The sequence below is a fragment of the Pseudomonas phoenicis genome, assembly GCF_047302395.1.
Classification (GTDB): Bacteria; Pseudomonadota; Gammaproteobacteria; order Pseudomonadales; family Pseudomonadaceae; genus Aquipseudomonas.
Genome location: NZ_CP154852.1, coordinates 2,188,335 through 2,204,743 on the forward strand (window position 1 = coordinate 2,188,335; position 16,409 = coordinate 2,204,743).

General features: G+C 64.8%; 16 protein-coding genes. 12 read left to right on the forward strand and 4 right to left on the reverse strand.

The window, feature by feature from the left end:
* The first annotated feature begins 16 nt into the window (after positions 1-16).
* The 12 genes from rsfS (at position 17) to AA0Z93_RS09935 (ending at position 12,848) form a co-directional block, all read left to right on the forward strand.
* Positions 17-439 carry a ribosome silencing factor gene (gene rsfS / locus AA0Z93_RS09880; protein ID WP_413045485.1) on the forward strand — a complete coding sequence of 141 codons (423 nt, stop codon included), beginning with the start codon at positions 17-19 and terminating at the stop codon, positions 437-439.
* 9 nt (positions 440-448) lie between these two features.
* The gene (gene rlmH, locus AA0Z93_RS09885) at positions 449-916 is read left to right on the forward strand and encodes a 23S rRNA (pseudouridine(1915)-N(3))-methyltransferase RlmH (protein ID WP_028695508.1); all 468 of its coding nucleotides are present in this window, start codon (positions 449-451) and stop codon (positions 914-916) included.
* Between the two features lie 16 nt (positions 917-932).
* Entirely contained in the window at positions 933-2,825 is a 1,893-nt protein-coding gene (mrdA, locus tag AA0Z93_RS09890) for a penicillin-binding protein 2 (RefSeq protein ID WP_413045484.1), read from the forward strand.
* A gap of 38 nt (positions 2,826-2,863) precedes the next feature.
* Positions 2,864-3,967, forward strand: coding sequence for a rod shape-determining protein RodA (rodA, locus tag AA0Z93_RS09895; protein ID WP_413045572.1), 1,104 nt, complete (start codon positions 2,864-2,866; stop codon positions 3,965-3,967).
* Positions 3,968-3,984: 17 nt separating this feature from the next.
* Positions 3,985-4,995, forward strand: coding sequence for a lytic murein transglycosylase B (gene mltB / locus AA0Z93_RS09900; RefSeq protein WP_413045483.1), 1,011 nt, complete (start codon positions 3,985-3,987; stop codon positions 4,993-4,995).
* Positions 4,996-6,012 carry a septal ring lytic transglycosylase RlpA family protein gene (locus tag AA0Z93_RS09905; protein WP_413045482.1) on the forward strand — a complete coding sequence of 339 codons (1,017 nt, stop codon included), beginning with the start codon at positions 4,996-4,998 and terminating at the stop codon, positions 6,010-6,012.
* A gap of 176 nt (positions 6,013-6,188) precedes the next feature.
* Positions 6,189-7,349: a D-alanyl-D-alanine carboxypeptidase family protein gene (locus AA0Z93_RS09910; protein ID WP_413045481.1), complete on the forward strand. Its 1,161-nt coding sequence runs from the start codon at positions 6,189-6,191 to the stop codon at positions 7,347-7,349.
* Between the two features lie 73 nt (positions 7,350-7,422).
* The gene (locus AA0Z93_RS09915; protein WP_028695514.1) at positions 7,423-7,698 is read left to right on the forward strand and encodes a DUF493 domain-containing protein; all 276 of its coding nucleotides are present in this window, start codon (positions 7,423-7,425) and stop codon (positions 7,696-7,698) included.
* On the forward strand, positions 7,698-8,345 hold the full coding sequence (gene lipB, locus AA0Z93_RS09920; protein ID WP_413045480.1) for a lipoyl(octanoyl) transferase LipB: 648 nt from the start codon (positions 7,698-7,700) through the stop codon (positions 8,343-8,345). Before AA0Z93_RS09915 ends, lipB begins: the two co-directional genes overlap by 1 nt.
* Positions 8,346-8,347: 2 nt before the next feature.
* The gene (gene lipA, locus AA0Z93_RS09925) at positions 8,348-9,361 is read left to right on the forward strand and encodes a lipoyl synthase (protein WP_413045479.1); all 1,014 of its coding nucleotides are present in this window, start codon (positions 8,348-8,350) and stop codon (positions 9,359-9,361) included.
* A gap of 86 nt (positions 9,362-9,447) precedes the next feature.
* Entirely contained in the window at positions 9,448-10,383 is a 936-nt protein-coding gene (locus AA0Z93_RS09930) for a S66 peptidase family protein (protein ID WP_413045478.1), read from the forward strand.
* Between the two features lie 296 nt (positions 10,384-10,679).
* Positions 10,680-12,848: a TonB-dependent siderophore receptor gene (locus tag AA0Z93_RS09935; protein WP_413045477.1), complete on the forward strand. Its 2,169-nt coding sequence runs from the start codon at positions 10,680-10,682 to the stop codon at positions 12,846-12,848.
* Positions 12,849-13,041: 193 nt separating this feature from the next.
* Here AA0Z93_RS09935 and AA0Z93_RS09940 read toward each other — a convergent pair whose 3' ends face one another.
* The 4 genes from AA0Z93_RS09940 to lptE form a co-directional block, all read right to left on the reverse strand.
* Complete coding sequence (locus AA0Z93_RS09940) at positions 13,042-14,358, reverse strand: lytic murein transglycosylase (protein WP_413045476.1); 1,317 nt, start codon at positions 14,356-14,358, stop codon at positions 13,042-13,044.
* A 61-nt stretch (positions 14,359-14,419) separates the two neighbouring features.
* Positions 14,420-14,584, reverse strand: coding sequence for an alternative ribosome rescue factor ArfA (gene arfA, locus AA0Z93_RS09945; RefSeq protein ID WP_413045475.1), 165 nt, complete (start codon positions 14,582-14,584; stop codon positions 14,420-14,422).
* Between the two features lie 88 nt (positions 14,585-14,672).
* The gene (holA, locus tag AA0Z93_RS09950; protein ID WP_413045474.1) at positions 14,673-15,710 is read right to left on the reverse strand and encodes a DNA polymerase III subunit delta; all 1,038 of its coding nucleotides are present in this window, start codon (positions 15,708-15,710) and stop codon (positions 14,673-14,675) included.
* Between the two features lie 36 nt (positions 15,711-15,746).
* Entirely contained in the window at positions 15,747-16,352 is a 606-nt protein-coding gene (lptE, locus tag AA0Z93_RS09955) for an LPS assembly lipoprotein LptE (protein WP_413045473.1), read from the reverse strand.
* Positions 16,353-16,409 lie beyond the last annotated feature (57 nt).

The window sequence follows — 16,409 nt, forward strand, 5'->3', positions numbered from 1 at the left end:
GTTGAACGAGTTTGATATGACCAAGCAGAAAATCCACGGCGAAGAACTGGTCGAACTGACCAAATCGGCGCTCGAAGACGTCAAGGCCCAAGACATCCAGGTGATCGACGTCCGCGACAAGCACAGCCTCACCGACTACATGATCATCGCCACCGGTACTTCCAACCGGCAGATCAACGCGATGCTGGAAAAGGTCCGCGAAGCGGTCAAGGCCAAGGGCGCACAGCCCCTGGGCGAAGAAGGCAAGGGCGACAGCGACTGGGTGCTGCTCGACCTCAACGACGTCATCGTGCACATGATGACCGCCGCTGCCCGCCAGTTCTACGACCTGGAGCGTCTGTGGGTCGGCGCCGAGCAGAGCCGCGCCGCCGACGGCAAGCACCACAGCCCTGAGAACAGCACCCACGACTACTTCGAAAAACTCAAGGACCGGGAATAGGTCGGCGCCATGCGTCTGCGTCTGATCGCGGTCGGTTCGCGCATGCCCAAGTGGGTCGAGGAAGGCTGGCACGAGTACGCCAAGCGCCTGCCTGCGGAGATGGCGCTGGAGCTCGTGGAGATCCCGCTGAACACCCGGGGCAAGAACGCCGACGTCACCCGCCTGATCCGTCAGGAGGGCGACGCCATGCTGAGCAAGGTGCAGCCGGGCGAGCGCATCGTCACCCTCGAAGTGCACGGCAAGCCCTGGAGCACCGAGCAGTTGGCGGGCGAGCTCGACCGCTGGCGCCTCGATGCGCGCACCGTCAACCTGATGGTCGGCGGTCCGGAGGGGCTGGCCCCGCAGGTGTGCGCGCGGGCCGAACAGCGTTGGTCGCTGTCGCCGCTGACGCTGCCGCACCCGTTGGTAAGGATACTGATCGGCGAACAGATCTATCGCGCCTGGACCGTGCTGTCCGGGCATCCCTACCATAAATAGCCTGTAAGCCTGACCGATGTCGCAGCCGATCCGCCTCAAGGACCACGAGAAAGACGCCCGTCTGGTGCGCAAGCGCGTCGTGGTCGGCGCCGTGGCGGTCACCTTGCTGATCTGCGTGCTGATCGCGCGCCTGTACTTCCTGCAGGTCGTGCAGTACGACTACCACTCCACGCTGTCGGAGAACAATCGGGTGCACGTGCAGCCGATTCCGCCCACCCGTGGGCTGATCTACGACCGCAACGGCGTGATCATCGCCGACAATCGGCCAAGCTTCAGCCTGAGCATGACCCGCGAACGCGCCGGCAGCGACTGGCCGCAGGTGCTCGACGCCATCGTCGAGGTGCTGCAACTGAGCGAAGACGACCGCGTGCTGTTCGAAAAGCGCATGCGCCAGGGGCGGCGGCCGTTCGAGCCGGTGCCCATCCTGTTCGAGCTGACCGAAGAGCAGATCGCCCGCGTGGCGGTCAACCAATTCCGCCTGCCCGGCGTGGAAGTGGTGGCGCAACTGGTGCGGCACTACCCCCAGGGCGCGCATTTCGCCCATTCGGTGGGCTACGTGGGGCGGATCAACGAGAAAGAGCTCAAGACCCTCGACCCGGTCAACTACAGCGGCACTCACCACATCGGCAAGACCGGCATCGAGCGTTTCTACGAAAGCGCCCTGCATGGCCAGGTCGGCTACGAAGAGGTCGAGACCAACGCCCGCGGCCGCGTGCTGCGCGTGCTCAAGCGCACCGATCCCAAGCCCGGCAAGGACATCGTGCTGAGCCTGGACATCAAGCTGCAGGAGGCCGCCGAAGCGGCGCTGGGCGGACGGCGCGGCGCGGTGGTGGCGCTCGATCCACGCACCGGCGAGGTGCTGGCGATGGTCAGCCAGCCGAGCTTCGATCCCAACCTGTTCGTCACCGGCATCAGTTTCAAGGCCTATGCCGAACTGCGCGATTCGATCGACCGACCGCTGTTCAACCGCGTGTTGCGCGGGCTGTATCCGCCAGGCTCGACGATCAAGCCGGCCGTGGCCATCGCCGGCCTCGACAGCGGCGTGATCAACGCCGGCAGCCGGGTGTTCGACCCCGGCTACTACCAACTGCCCAACTACGACCACAAGTACCGCAACTGGAACCGCAGCGGTGACGGCTGGGTCGATCTCGACACAGCGATCATGCGTTCCAACGACACCTACTTCTACGACCTGGCGCACAAGATGGGCATCGATCGCTTGTCGGCCTACATGAACAAGTTCGGCATCGGCCAGCGTGTGTCGCTGGACATGTTCGAGGAATCGGCCGGACTCATGCCGTCGCGCGAGTGGAAGCGCGCCACCCGCCGCCAGGCCTGGTTCCCCGGCGAAACGCTGATCCTCGGCATCGGCCAGGGTTACATGCAGGCAACGCCCTTGCAGCTGGCCCAGGCCACCGCGCTGATCGCCAACAAGGGCGTGTGGAACCGTCCGCGCCTGGCCAAGACCATCGAAGGCGAGCCGCCGGTGGACGAAACGCCCATGCCCGACATCGTCCTGCGCGACCCGTCCGACTGGAACAAGGTCACCCACGGCATGGAGCAGGTGATGCAGGGCGCACGCGGCACCGCGCGCAAGGCCGCGCTCGGCGCGCAGTACCGCATCGCCGGCAAGAGCGGCACCGCGCAGGTGGTGGCGATCCGCCAAGGCGAGAAATACGACCGCAACAAGCTCCAGGAGCGCCACCGCGACCATGCCCTGTTCGTCGCCTTCGCCCCGGCCGAAAAGCCCGAGATCGTGATTTCGGTGATGGTCGAGAACGGCGAGTCGGGATCCGGTGTGGCCGCGCCCGTGGTGCGCCAGATCATGGACGCCTGGCTGCTCGATGAACATGGCCGGCTCAAGTCCGCCGCCGTGCCTGCCACCGTCGCCGAGGAACCGGCCCCGTGATGAACAATTTCGACCGCATGCTCTCCAGCGAAGACGTGATGCGTCGCCGCGCGAGCTTTCTGCAGCGCATCCATATCGATGGGCCGCTGCTGCTGATCCTTCTGACCCTGGCCGCCGGCAGCCTGTTCGTGCTGTATTCGGCCAGTGGCAAGAACTGGGACCTGCTGCTCAAGCAGGCCTCGTCCTTCGGTCTGGGCCTGGTGTCGATGTTCGTCATCGCCCAGCTCGAACCGCGCTTCATGGCGCGCTGGGTGCCGCTGGCCTACCTGATGGGGGTGATGCTGCTGGTGGTGGTGGACGTCATGGGCCACAACGCCATGGGCGCCACGCGCTGGATCAACATCCCCGGGGTGATCCGCTTCCAGCCCTCGGAATTCATGAAGATCATCATGCCGGCGACCATCGCCTGGTACCTGGCCAAGCGCACCTTGCCGCCGCAGCTCAAGCACGTGTTGATCAGCCTGGTGCTGATCGGCGTGCCGTTCATCCTCATCGTGCGCCAGCCCGACCTGGGCACCGCGCTGCTGATCCTCGCCTCCGGCGCCTTCGTGCTGTTCATGGGCGGGCTGCGCTGGCGCTGGATCCTCAGCGTGCTGGCCGCGGCGGTGCCGGTGGCGGTGGCGATGTGGTTCTTCGTCATGCACGACTACCAGAAGCAGCGCGTGCTGACCTTCCTCGACCCGGAAAGCGACCCGCTGGGCACCGGCTGGAACATCATCCAGTCCAAGGCCGCCATCGGCTCGGGTGGGGTGTTCGGCAAGGGTTGGCTGCTGGGCACCCAGTCGCACCTGGACTTTCTTCCCGAAAGCCACACCGACTTCATCATCGCCGTACTGGGCGAGGAGTTCGGTCTGGTGGGCATCTGCATGCTGTTGATCATCTACCTGCTGCTGATCGGCCGCGGCCTGGTCATCACCGCGCAGGCGCAGACCCTGTACGGCAAGTTGCTGGCCGGTAGCCTGACCATGACGTTCTTCGTGTACGTGTTCGTCAATATCGGTATGGTGAGCGGCCTTCTGCCAGTGGTGGGCGTGCCGTTGCCCTTCATCAGCTATGGCGGAACTTCATTGGTGACGCTGCTGTCAGCGTTTGGCGTTTTGATGTCGATCCACACGCATCGCAAGTGGATCGCGCAGGTTTGAATAAGGTGAACAATTACATGCAAGTCGTGCGTGGCTGGGTGGCTCGTCAAATGCCGTGGATCGGCGCCCTGGGCCTGCTTGGCGCTGCCGCGCAGGCCTGCGCCGGGGATTACGACGGCTCGCCGCAAGTGCGGGCGTTCGTCGCCGAGCTGACCCGCGACCACGGCTTCGCCCCCGAGCAGTTGCAGGCGGTGTTCGCCGAAGTCGAGCGCAAGCAGTCGATCCTCGACGCCATTTCCCGGCCGGCCGAGCGCGTCAAGCCGTGGAAGGACTACCGTCCGATGTTCCTCACCGACGCGCGCATCGCCCGCGGGGTGGACTTCTGGCGCCAGCACGAGGCCACCCTGGCCCGGGCCGAGCAGACCTTCGGCGTGCCTGCGCAGGTGATCGTGGCGATCATCGGCGTGGAAACCTTCTTCGGCCGCAACACCGGCAACTACCGGGTGATCGACGCACTGTCGACCCTGGGCTTCGACTACCCGCCGCGCGCCGACTTCTTCCGCAAGGAACTGCGCGAGTACCTGCTGCTGGCCCGCGACCAGCAAGTCGATCCGCTCAGCCTCAAGGGTTCCTACGCCGGCGCCATGGGCTTGCCGCAGTTCATGCCCAGCAGCTTCCGCGCCTATGCCGTGGACTTCGACGGTGACGGCCACATCAACATCTGGAACAACGCCGACGATGCCATCGGCAGCGTCGCCAGCTACTTCCAGCGCCATGGCTGGGTCGAGGGCGAAGCGGTGGTCAGCCGCGCCCAGGTCAGCGGTGCGCAGGCCGACCAGGGCCTGACCCAGGGCATCGAACCGGCCAGCACGGTCGCTCAGTTGCGTGCCCTCGGCTGGTCGAGTCAAGATGCGCTGCCCGACGATCTGCCGGTCACGGCGTTCCGTCTGGAAGGCGAAAACGGCCCCGAATACTGGATGGGCCTGAAAAATTTCTACGCGATCACCCGCTACAACCGCAGCGTGATGTATGCCATGGCGGTGCATCAGTTGTCCGAGCAGCTGGTCAAGGCACGAGGCGTCAACTAAATGCGCGAATTCTTCACAGCGAACACCTTGAAAGTCCTGGGCTGCCTGACCGCCGCGCTGGTCTTGGCGAGCTGCTCTTCCAGCCGTCCTACCAGCACCACTGCGAAAGCCCCCAAAGGCGGCGCGATCGTACGCGCCCAGCCGGGCCTGGACATCAACCGCGCGCACAAGGACGGCGCGCCCTGGTGGGACGTGGACGTCAACAAGATCCCCGACGCCACGCCGACCCTGCACACCGGCCCCTACAAGGCCAACCCCTACACGGTGCTGGGCAAGACCTACTACCCGATCCAGCAATTCAGCAACTACCGCGCCGAAGGCACGGCGTCGTGGTACGGCACCAAGTTCCACGGCCAGAACACCGCCAACGGCGAGGTCTACGACCTGTACGGCATGAGCGCGGCGCACAAGACCCTGCCGCTGCCGGCCTACGTGCGGGTGACCAATCTCGACAACCAGCGCAGCGTGATCCTGCGGGTCAACGACCGTGGGCCGTTCTATTCCGACCGCATCATCGACCTGTCCTACGCCGCCGCCAAAAAGCTCGGTTACGCCGAGATCGGCACCGCGCGGGTGCGCGTCGAAGGCATCGACCCGCAGCAGTGGTGGGCCCAGCGCGGGCGTCCGGCACCGCTGGTGCTCAAAGAGCCACAAGTGGCGCAGACCCAGCCGCTGCCGGCCAGCACCGGTGGCGTCGAGCAATGGACGCCACCGCCGCAGCAGCACGCGGCCGCCGTGGTGCCGGTACAGGTGGCGAGCAATCCCGCGCCCGTCGGCAACGGCGCGATGTTCCTCCAGGTCGGCGCCTTCGCCAACCCGGACGCGGCCGAGCTGCTGCGCTCCAAGCTGAGCACCATGGTCAGCGCGCCGGTGTTCATCAGTTCCATCGTGCGTAACCAGCAGACCTTGCACCGTGTGCGCCTGGGGCCGATCGGCAGCCAGGGCGAAGTGCAGCAGATGCAGGACAGCGTGCGTCTGGCCAACCTGGGTCAGGCCAAGCTGGTCACCGCCGACTGAGGCAATCGGTCGGTTTTTGTCATGAATCGGCAGGCACGGCCATGTACAATGGCCGTTTTTGCCCGCCAGCCCCTTTCCTGGGGGCTGAACATTGATGTGGGGCGTGGCCCGGAAACTCGGTACCTGTGCCGCTTCTGCCCACGAACATCAGACCTTAAGCGATTTACGAGAGACGGATGAACATCACCAAACTAGCCCAACGCCTATGCCTGCCCGTGCTGCTGATGATCATGCCCGCTGCCTTCGCGGCGGAGCAGATGGTGCCGGCCGCCCCACAACTGGCCGCCAAATCCTACGTGCTGATGGATGCCGCCAGCGGCAACGTGCTGGTCGAGAACAACGGTGACGAGCGCCTGCCGCCTGCCAGCCTGACCAAGCTGATGACCGCCTACATCGCCACCCTCGACATCCGCCGCGGGCAGATCGGCGAGAACGACCCGGTCACCGTCAGCGAAAACGCCTGGCGCACCGGCGGCTCGCGCATGTTCATCAAGGTCGGCAGCCAGGTCACCGTCAGCGACCTGCTGCACGGCATCATCATCCAGTCGGGCAACGACGCTTCGGTGGCCCTGTCCGAGCACATCGCCGGCAGCGAAGACGCTTTCGCCGACATGATGAACAAGACCGCCGCCGATCTGGGCATGAGCAACAGCCACTTCATGAACCCGACCGGCCTGCCGAACCCCGAGCATTACTCGTCGGCCCACGACATGGCCCTGCTGGCGCGCGCGATCATCAACGAAGATCCGGCCCACTACGCCATCTACTCGCAGAAAGAGTTCTTCTGGAACAACATCAAGCAGCCCAACCGCAACCTGCTGCTGTGGCGCGACAAGACCGTCGACGGTCTGAAAACCGGCCACACCGAAGAAGCCGGCTACTGCATGGTGTCTTCCGCCGTACGTGACGGCCAGCGCCTGATCGCCGTGGTCTTCGGCACCAACAGCGAGCAGGCCCGCGCGGCCGAGACGCAGAAACTGCTGACCTACGGCTTCCGCTTCTACGAGACCCAGACTTTCTACCAGAAGGGCACGGAACTGGCGCAGGCGCCGGTGTGGAAGGGCGCTACCTCGCAAGTCAAGGCGGGCCTGGCCAACGACCTGACCATGACCATGCCCAAGGGCCAGCTCAAGCGCCTGCAAGCGTCGATGACCCTCAACCCGCAACTGACCGCTCCCATCGCCCAGGGCGACGTGATCGGCAAGGTCGAGGTCAAGCTGGACGACAAGGTGGTGCACAGCGCCGACCTGATCGCCCTGGAAGCCGTCGAGGAAGGTGGCTTCATCCGCCGTATGTGGGATAGCATTCGTCTATTCTTCTATGGCTTGTTCAACTGACACGTGACCCCGGCAAGCCCCCGCCCATGGTGGGGGCTTCGTTGTTGCCACGGCTAACGAGGCCGTTACCGCCATGAGCGAAGCAGACGTCAAGTCGCACAAAATCGAATTTCCCTGCGCCGACTACCCGATCAAGGTCATCGGCGACACCGTGGTCAATTTCCGCGACACGGTCATCGAGATCCTCAAGAAACACGCTGAAGTCGATCTCTCCACCCTGGCCGAGCGCCAGAGCAAGGAAGGCAAGTACACCACCGTGCAACTGCACATCGTGGCGACCAGCGAAGACCAGTTGCACGACATCAACAGCGCCCTGCGTGCCACCGGCATCGTGAAAATGGTGCTTTGATGCCCGCCTGCCTGGGGTTTCGCGTGCTTGGCCTGCAACCGTACGAACCGGTGCTCGAGGCCATGCGGCGTTTCACCGGGCAGCGCACCGCCGCCACGCCGGACGAAGTCTGGCTGGTCGAGCACCTGCCAGTGTTCACCCAAGGCCAGGCCGGCAAGCCCGAACACCTGATGCTCACCGGCGACATTCCGGTGGTGCAGACCGAGCGCGGTGGCCAGGTCACCTACCACGGGCCGGGCCAACTGGTGGCCTACCTGCTGTTGGACGTACGCCGCCTGGGCATCGGCGTGCGCGAGCTGGTCAGCCGCATCGAAGCCAGCCTGGTGGCGCTGCTGGCCAGCTACCAGGTGCATGCCGCCGCCAAGCCCGATGCGCCGGGCGTCTATGTCGATGGTGCGAAGATCGCCTCGCTGGGCCTGCGCATCCGCAACGGCTGCGCTTTCCACGGCCTGGCCCTGAACGTCGACATGGACCTGGCGCCGTTTCGCCGAATCAACCCCTGTGGGTATGCGGGGCTTGCCATGACCCAGCTACGCGACCACACAGGCCCGATCGAACTCGACGAGGTCAGGACGAGGCTGCGCGAACAGCTGGTCAAGCACCTCGACTACGCAGAGCAGACGACCCTCACGGGCGGAATCGACTGAATATGACTACTGTGCAAGAAGCCGTGCCGAACCTCATCGCCAGCGACGCGCCGCGCCGCCAGCCGCCGAAGAAAGTCGAAGCCGGCGTCAAGCTGCGCGGCGCCGAGAAGGTCGCGCGCATCCCGGTGAAGATCATCCCCACCGAAGAACTGCCGAAAAAGCCCGACTGGATCCGCGTGCGCATCCCGGTCTCGCCCGAGGTCGACCGCATCAAGCAACTGCTGCGCAAGCACAAGCTGCACAGCGTCTGCGAAGAGGCGTCCTGCCCGAACCTGGGCGAGTGCTTCTCCGGCGGCACCGCGACCTTCATGATCATGGGCGACATCTGCACCCGTCGCTGCCCGTTCTGCGACGTCGGCCACGGTCGTCCGCGGCCGCTGGACATCGACGAGCCGAAGAACCTCGCCGTGGCCATCGCCGACCTGCGCTTGAAGTACGTGGTGATCACTTCGGTCGACCGCGACGACCTGCGCGACGGCGGCGCCCAGCATTTCGCCGACTGCATCCGCGAGATCCGTGCGCTGTCGCCGGGCGTGCAGCTCGAAACCCTGGTGCCGGACTACCGCGGGCGCATGGACGTGGCGCTGGAAATCACCGCCAACGAGCCGCCGGATGTGTTCAACCACAATCTGGAAACCGTGCCGCGCCTGTACAAGGCCGCACGCCCGGGCTCGGACTACGACTGGTCGCTCGACCTGCTGCAGAAATTCAAGCAACTGGTGCCGCACGTGCCGACCAAGTCCGGCCTGATGCTGGGCCTGGGCGAAACCGACGAGGAAGTCATCGAGGTCATGCACCGCATGCGCGAGCATGACATCGACATGCTCACCCTCGGCCAGTACCTGCAACCGTCGCGCAACCACTTGCCGGTGCAGCGTTTCGTGCACCCCGACACCTTCGCCTGGTTCGCCGAGGAAGGCTACAGGATGGGCTTCAAGAATGTGGCCTCCGGGCCGCTGGTGCGTTCGTCCTACCACGCCGACCAGCAAGCGCACGAAGCCAAGATCAAGCTCTGATCGCGACATGTGCCGACAGTGCCGATGTGTACCGCAAGGTACCATCGGCATTTTTCGTTCAGGGCCATGGCCTTTGAGGAGTGAAGATGCGCGGTCTGCAACCCGTTACCCAATTGCCCCGAGCGCTGCGCGCCGGTGCCTGCTTCGCCGTGGTGGCCCCGGCCGGCCCTGCGCGACTCGACGCGGACAAGGCCCAGCGCTGGTTCGCCGAGCGCGGCTATCACTGCCGCCTGTATCCCAGCGTGACGTCGGCCGAAGGCTATCTCGCCGGTAGTGACACGCAGCGTCTGCAAGACCTGCACGACGCCTTCGCCGACCCAGGCATCGACGCCATCCTGTGCATGCGCGGCGGTTACGGCAGCATGCGCCTGCTCGACGGCCTGGACTTCGAGCTGATCCGCCGCCACCCCAAGCCGCTGATCGGCTACAGCGACATCACTGCGCTGCACACCGCCGTACAGCGCCATACCGGGCTGGTCACCTTCCATGGCGCGATGCTCAACGCCGACCTGCTCGGCGCCAAGACCGAACCTACCGAGGCCTCGTTGTTCGAGCAGTTGAGTGGGCGTTTGCAGAGCGGTGCGCCAATTGTCCATCCCGCCGCTTGGCCGCTGACCGAGATCGTTCCGGGCTCGGCCAGCGGTGTGTTGCTGGGGGGCAACCTGTCGATGCTCGGTGCGACCCTCGGCACGCTGGCGCAGGCCAATCTCGCTGGCAGCATCCTGTTCATCGAGGACGTCAACGAGCCGCTTTACCGGGTCGATCGGCTACTGACCCAATTGCGTCTGGCCGGCCTGTTGCAAGGTGTGAAGGGGGTGCTGGTAGGGGATTTCGCCGGCATCACCGTAGCGGCGCTGACGCCTCTGTTACGCGACCTGTTCGAGCCGCTACGGATTCCGGTATTGGCCGGGTGGCGCAGCGGGCATTGCGACCCGAACGTCTGTCTGCCGCTCGGGGCGCGGGTCAGGCTCGACAGTACGGCGCGCACGTTGCACGTGGAGCAGGCATTGTTCGCGGTTTGACACTCTGCCGCAGGCAGTACGAAACAGATCCGTCAGTGCGGGCATCGGCCGCGTACTCGCCCTGCCAAGGAGGGCGGGGTGTGTTCCAGCCCGCACGAACGCGCTGGTTGTCAGGTCCACGAAGCGGCCAACCCATTCGCTGTAAACCCGCTCGATCTCATGTCCTCGTAACAAATTGTTGCAAGTGATAATAATTAGTATTTAAATCTCGCCGCCACAGGCGTGTCCTGCGGCAGACATAGGTGGCAGCACCCCTAAAAGCGCCGTTCGAGCGCCGCGGGACATCAGGAGATGAAATGAGAGCGGGTTTTCAGTTGCGCACCTTGGCGGTGCTGGGCATGGGCATGCAGGTCCTGCCCGTATTCGCCGTCGAGGCGGTCAGTTCGGCCGCAGGCACTGGCACGAGCATCGCGCTACCGGCGTCCAGCGTGACGGCCGAGCAGATACGCGAACGGGCCGACGGCCCTGTACCTGGCTTCGTTGCGCGCCAGGCGGGGGCGGCGACCAAGACCGACACGCCGATCCAGGAAACGCCACAGTCGATCTCGGTAATCGGTCGCGAACAGCTCGACGATCGCAACGTGACTGACCTCAATCAGGCGCTGCATTACACGGCTGGGGTCAACACCTCGTACAGCAACGATACCCGTAACGATGCCTTCACCCTGCGCGGTTTCAGCGCCGATTTCTTCTACCTCGACGGCACGCGTCTACCTGCGGTGCCCGGTCGCGCACTGGACCAGTTCCGCGTCGATCCCTACCAGCTCGAGCGCATCGAGGTACTCAAGGGGCCAGCATCGGTGCTTTATGGTCAGGGCGAGCCGGGCGGGGTGGTGAACATGGTGTCCAAGCGGCCTACCGACTACGCGCGCGGGCAGGTGGATGCCCAGGTGGGCAGCCATGACCGTTATCAGCTGGGCGCCGATGTGTCCGGCCCGGTGGAAGGCAACGACAACATTCTGTACCGGGTCATCGCCCAACAAACCAGCAGCCGCAACGAAGTCGATTCGGTGCATGGCACCCGTACGCTGCTGGCCCCCTCCTTGACGTTCCGCCTGGGCGAGGCGACCTCGCTCTCGGTGATGGCCAGCTACCTGCGCGACGACACCATGGATTCGAACAACTTCCTGCCGTACTACGGCACGGTGCACCGTACCCATCTGGGCCAGCGTATCCCCACCAGCCTGGCGACCAGCAACCCGAGCTACGAAAACTACGACAAAACCCAATATTCGCTGGCGTACCTGCTCGAACACGCCTTCAACGAAGACTGGTCGTTGCGCCAGAATTTCCGCTATTCCCATGTCGATCTGGACAACCAGGCGCTGTTCGGCTACGCCCTGAGCAACGATCAGCAGACCATCCAACGTGCGGCCATGAACCTAGGGTCGAGCTTCAACAACTTCGATTTCGATAACCAGGTTCAGGGCCACTTGAGCACCGGCGAAGTCGACCACACGCTGTTGATGGGCCTGAACCTCACCACACAGAACTTCTACGACAGCGAAGGCTACGACTACGGCTACGCGCTGAACCTGTACGACCCCACGGCACTGCGCGGCAGCATCGCCAAGCCGGACTTCAACGACACCCGCACCCATCAGGTACAGACTCAGACGGGTCTGTACCTGCAAGACCAGATGAAGCTGAACAACTGGGTGCTGGTGGTCAGTGGCCGGCAGGACTGGGTGTCTACCAAGAACGAAGACAACCTGGCCGATACCCGGCAGGACAGCCACGACGATGCCTTCAGCGGCCGTGTCGGCCTGATGTACGAATTCGACTCGGGCCTGGCGCCGTATTTGAGCTATTCAACCTCATTTCAGCCGGTACTGGGCAGCGGGGCGGGCGGTACGCCTTTTTCCCCACTCAAGTCCAAACAGTGGGAAGCAGGCCTGAAGTACCAGCCGCCTGGAATGAACGCGACGCTTTCGGCGGCTGCCTTCGACCTGCGTCAGGACAACACCCTGACCGACTCGCCTGACCCCAGCGTGTTCACCAGCGTGCAACAGGGCCAGATTCGCAGCCGTGGTCTTGAATTCGAAGCCACGGCAGAACTGACCCGCAACCTTAAGTTGCTCGGTGCCTATACGTTGCAGAACGTCGAAGTCACCAAAGGCGGGCCTACCGATGTGGCCGTGGGCAACGCACCGACCGCGACCCCGCGCCACCTTGGCTCGCTGTGGCTGGACTACACCCTGCACGAGGGCTCGCTCGACGGCCTGGGCTTCGGGGCTGGCGTGCAATACGTCGGCTCGACCTACGCCAACGCTGCCAATACCCTGCGCGTCGATTCGTTCGCCGTGCTTGATGCCGCGGTGCACTACGACGTCGAGGACTGGCGTTTCGTGCTGTCAGGCAACAACCTGCTGGATAAGCAATTCGTGTCCCGCTGCGGCAGTGCTACCCGGTGCCAGTACGGTGACCGGGCAGAGGTGCTGCTCAGTGCCCGTCGCGCGTGGTAATGGCAAGCGTTCGTAGCACGCATTAAGCCCTGCCGGCGCCTCATGGCGTCGGCACGGTCGTATGCGCGGGAAGGTCAGGTTGGGCGAATGGAGCGCTCGGCGATGTAGCTGTAGCGCGATGAGCGAGCCGGCGCTTGGCCGGCTGACATCGTTCGAAGCCGCGCCGCAAGGATTGGCCGGCGCGTAGCCAGGCTCAGCGGCCGCGCAGGCTATCGAGCAGCTTGTGCGTCGGATACCCATCCGCCGGCCAGCCCAGCGCCTGTTGCGCGGTGCGGATGGCTTTGCGGGTGTTGGCGCCGATGATGCCGTCGGCGTTGCCAGCCGAGTGGCCGCTGGCATTGAGCAGGTTCTGCAGCTCCACGCGCTCGCTACGGCTCAGAGGCGTGTCGTCTTTCGGCCAACTGCCGGCGATGAAGCCCCAGCCGGAGAAGCGGTCGCCCAACAGGCTCACTGCCAAGGCGTAAGACGAGGAGTTGTTGTACTTGAGGATGGCGCGGAAGTTGTCCAGCACCAGGAACGCCGGGCCACGAGCGCCCGCCGGCAACAGCAGCGCTGCGGACAGCTCGTTACTGCCGGCCGGCAGTTGGGTGCCAGCCGGCAGGGTGACGCCCATCTGCAACCACTCGCTGACCGCTTTGCGCTGGCTGCCATCGGCCTGCCAGTAGTCGAAGCCTGCAGGCACTCGGACCTCGAAGCCCCATGGCTGGCCGCGCTTCCAACCCGAGCTTTGCAGGTAGTGGGCGGTCGAGGCCAGGGCGTCGGGCGTGCTGTTCCAGATGTCGCGGCGTCCGTCACCGTCGAAGTCGACGGCATGGGTGTTGTAGGTGGTGGGGATGAACTGGGTCTGGCCCATGGCCCCGGCCCAGGAGCCGCGCATGGCCTCGGGCTGGATGTCGCCGTTCTGCAGAATCTGCAAGGCGGCGATCAGCTGGTCCTGGGCGAACTGCGGACGCCGACCTTCGTAGGCCAGGGTGGCCAGTGAACGGATCACCGATTTGCTGCCCTGGAACTGGCCGAAGTTGCTCTCCATGCCCCACACCGACACCAGTATCTGCCGATCGACGCCGTAGCGCTGTTCGAGCTGGGCCAGCAGATCGGCGTGCTGTTGCAGCAGGCGCTTGCCGTTGCGTACCCGCAGCGGCGACAGCGCACCGTCGAGGTATTCCCAGACCGGGCGGCTGAATTCGGGTTGGCTGCGATCGGCCTTGATCACGTCCATGTCGGGCGTGACGCCGGAGAAGGCACGGTCGAACAGGCTGGCGCTGATGCCGGCCTGCAAGGCTTGTTCACGGAAGCCCGCCTGCCATTGCGCGAAGGTTTGTACGGGCTGGATTTCGCTGCCGGCATCCACATTGGCCGTGGTCAGCCCGATGACGGGCGCAGGTTGCGCAGGTGCCAGGGGCACGGCGTCGGCGGCGGTGGGTTTTTCCGCACAGGCGACCAGCAGGACGAGGCTGGATGCTGCGATCAATTGGCGGGATTGCCAGCGAGGGAAAAGACTGGGGAGCATGCACAGATCCAGGGATTACAGGACAGACGACGACCATATCATGCCTGTGCGGCGATTGCTTTCATGCCGCCAGAAAGGAAGAAGCCTCCCAATCTTTCGATTGGAAGGCTTCGCGTCGGTAGCTGCCTTTGCCTTTGCCGGGACGTTCCTGGCGGCAGCGGAACAGTGGCTGGGCAACGATGGATTTGGCCTTGTTCGGGCCGTGTTTCTGGAGCCGTTTGCTCATGGCGATGTCCTGAGGCGGGGTAGGGAAGCGCGCACTTTAGGACCGGTGGCAGGCAGGGGCCAATTGAATGTCTCAATCGGCGCGCGGTTCACTGCGCCGGCAAGGCCAGACGCTGTCCGGCCATCAGCAGGGTCAGGCGGCTCAAGCTCACCCAGGGGCAACCTTCGGCCTGGCCTTTGATCTGCGCGTCGATGCGTTGGGCATCCTGCAATAGCTGCGCCCAACGTTGCGCACTGAGGCGTTGCAGAGCTTTGCTGACCAGCGGCCGGCGTTTGTCCCAGATCGGCGGCTTGGCCTGGCTGAAGGCCTTGTCCAGCGGCACGCCCTGGCTGAACTGTTGCGCCAGCCCGGCCAGCGAGCGCAGCTCACGGGCCAGCGCCCAGAGGATCACCGGCGGTTCGACGCCTTCGCCACGCAAGCCTTCGAGGACACGCAAGGCATGCCCGGCATCACCGTTGAGGATGGCATCGACCAGGCCGAACACGTCGAAGCGGGCGCTGTCGGCCACGGCAGCCTGAACGGTCTCGAGGGTGATCTGACTGCCCTCGGCCAGCAGCTTGAGCTTCTCGATCTCTTGGGCGGCGGCCAGCAGATTGCCCTCGACCCGCGCGGCGATCAGCTCGACCGCCTCGCGCTGCGCAGACAGCCCGGCTTGGGCCAGACGTTGATTGATCCAGTTGGGCAGTTGGTGGGCATCGACCGGCCAGATCTGCACGAACTGGCAATGCGGCCCTTCGAGCAGGGCTTTGCCCCATTTGCCACGTTGGGCGCTGGCATCGAGTTTGGGTAGGCTGATCAGCAGCACGGTGTCTTCGGCAGGCCGGGCACAGTACTCGATCAGCGCGGCACCGCCTTTGTCACCGGGCTTGCCCGACGGCAAGCGCAGTTCCAGCAGGCGCCGCTGGGCGAACAGCGACAGGCTGGCCCCGGCCTGGAGCAGGGTGCCCCAGTCGAAGTTGGCATCGGCGCTGAACACCTGGCGTTCGTCGAAGCCCTGCCGGCGCGCGGCGGCGCGGATGGCGTCGGCAGCTTCCTGGCACAGCAGCGGGTCATCGCCACTGACGATGTAGACCGGTGCCAGGTCGCCTTGCAAGTGTTTGTTGAGCTGGGCGGGAGCGAGCTTCATGGGGTAGGGCGGGGCACAGGCGTGCCCCGTTCAGGCTCAGTTGGCCGGGATTTCCATCGGCGATTGCTGGGGCGTGGCGTCTTGCGCACGGCGCGCGGCGTCCAGGGCTTCGGCGTCGGCCTTGGCGCGCAGGTCGGCTTTGCGTTGCAGCTCGTCGAGGCGCGAAGGCGTCAGTTGCTGCAAACGTACCACCAAGCGTTGCACCAGCTCGTTGCGCATTTCCTTGCGCACCTTGCTGGCTTCCTGGCTGGAGCCGATGACGTTGTTGCCGTCGCGTACGTAGACTTTGTTCACTTCGATCTTGTCTTGCAGCAGCGTGGCGTCGTTCAAGCCTTTCACCGCGTAGTCCACTGCGGTGGTCAGCTCGTATTCGGCCGTGCGCGAGCCGCCGGTGTAGCTGGCTGCACGCTGGTCTTCGCGCTCGTTGAGCAGCACCAGATGGTAAGGCGCGCCGCCGTAGAGCTTTACGCCGCTGTTTTCCAGGGTGTTGCGCAGCTGCTTGACCGTCTCGCCGTAGGCGTTGCGCGCCGTGACGTCCAGTTCCTTGATGCTCAGTTCGTTGGTGCCAGTGCCGCGCAACTGGAAACCGCAGGCGCTGAGCATGACGGCCAGGCCCATCACCAGCAGATTGCGTTTGATCATGTTGTAGCTCCCTTGTGGGCCGATTCCGCCTGCCCGCCCTCGGCGCGCAGGCGTTGC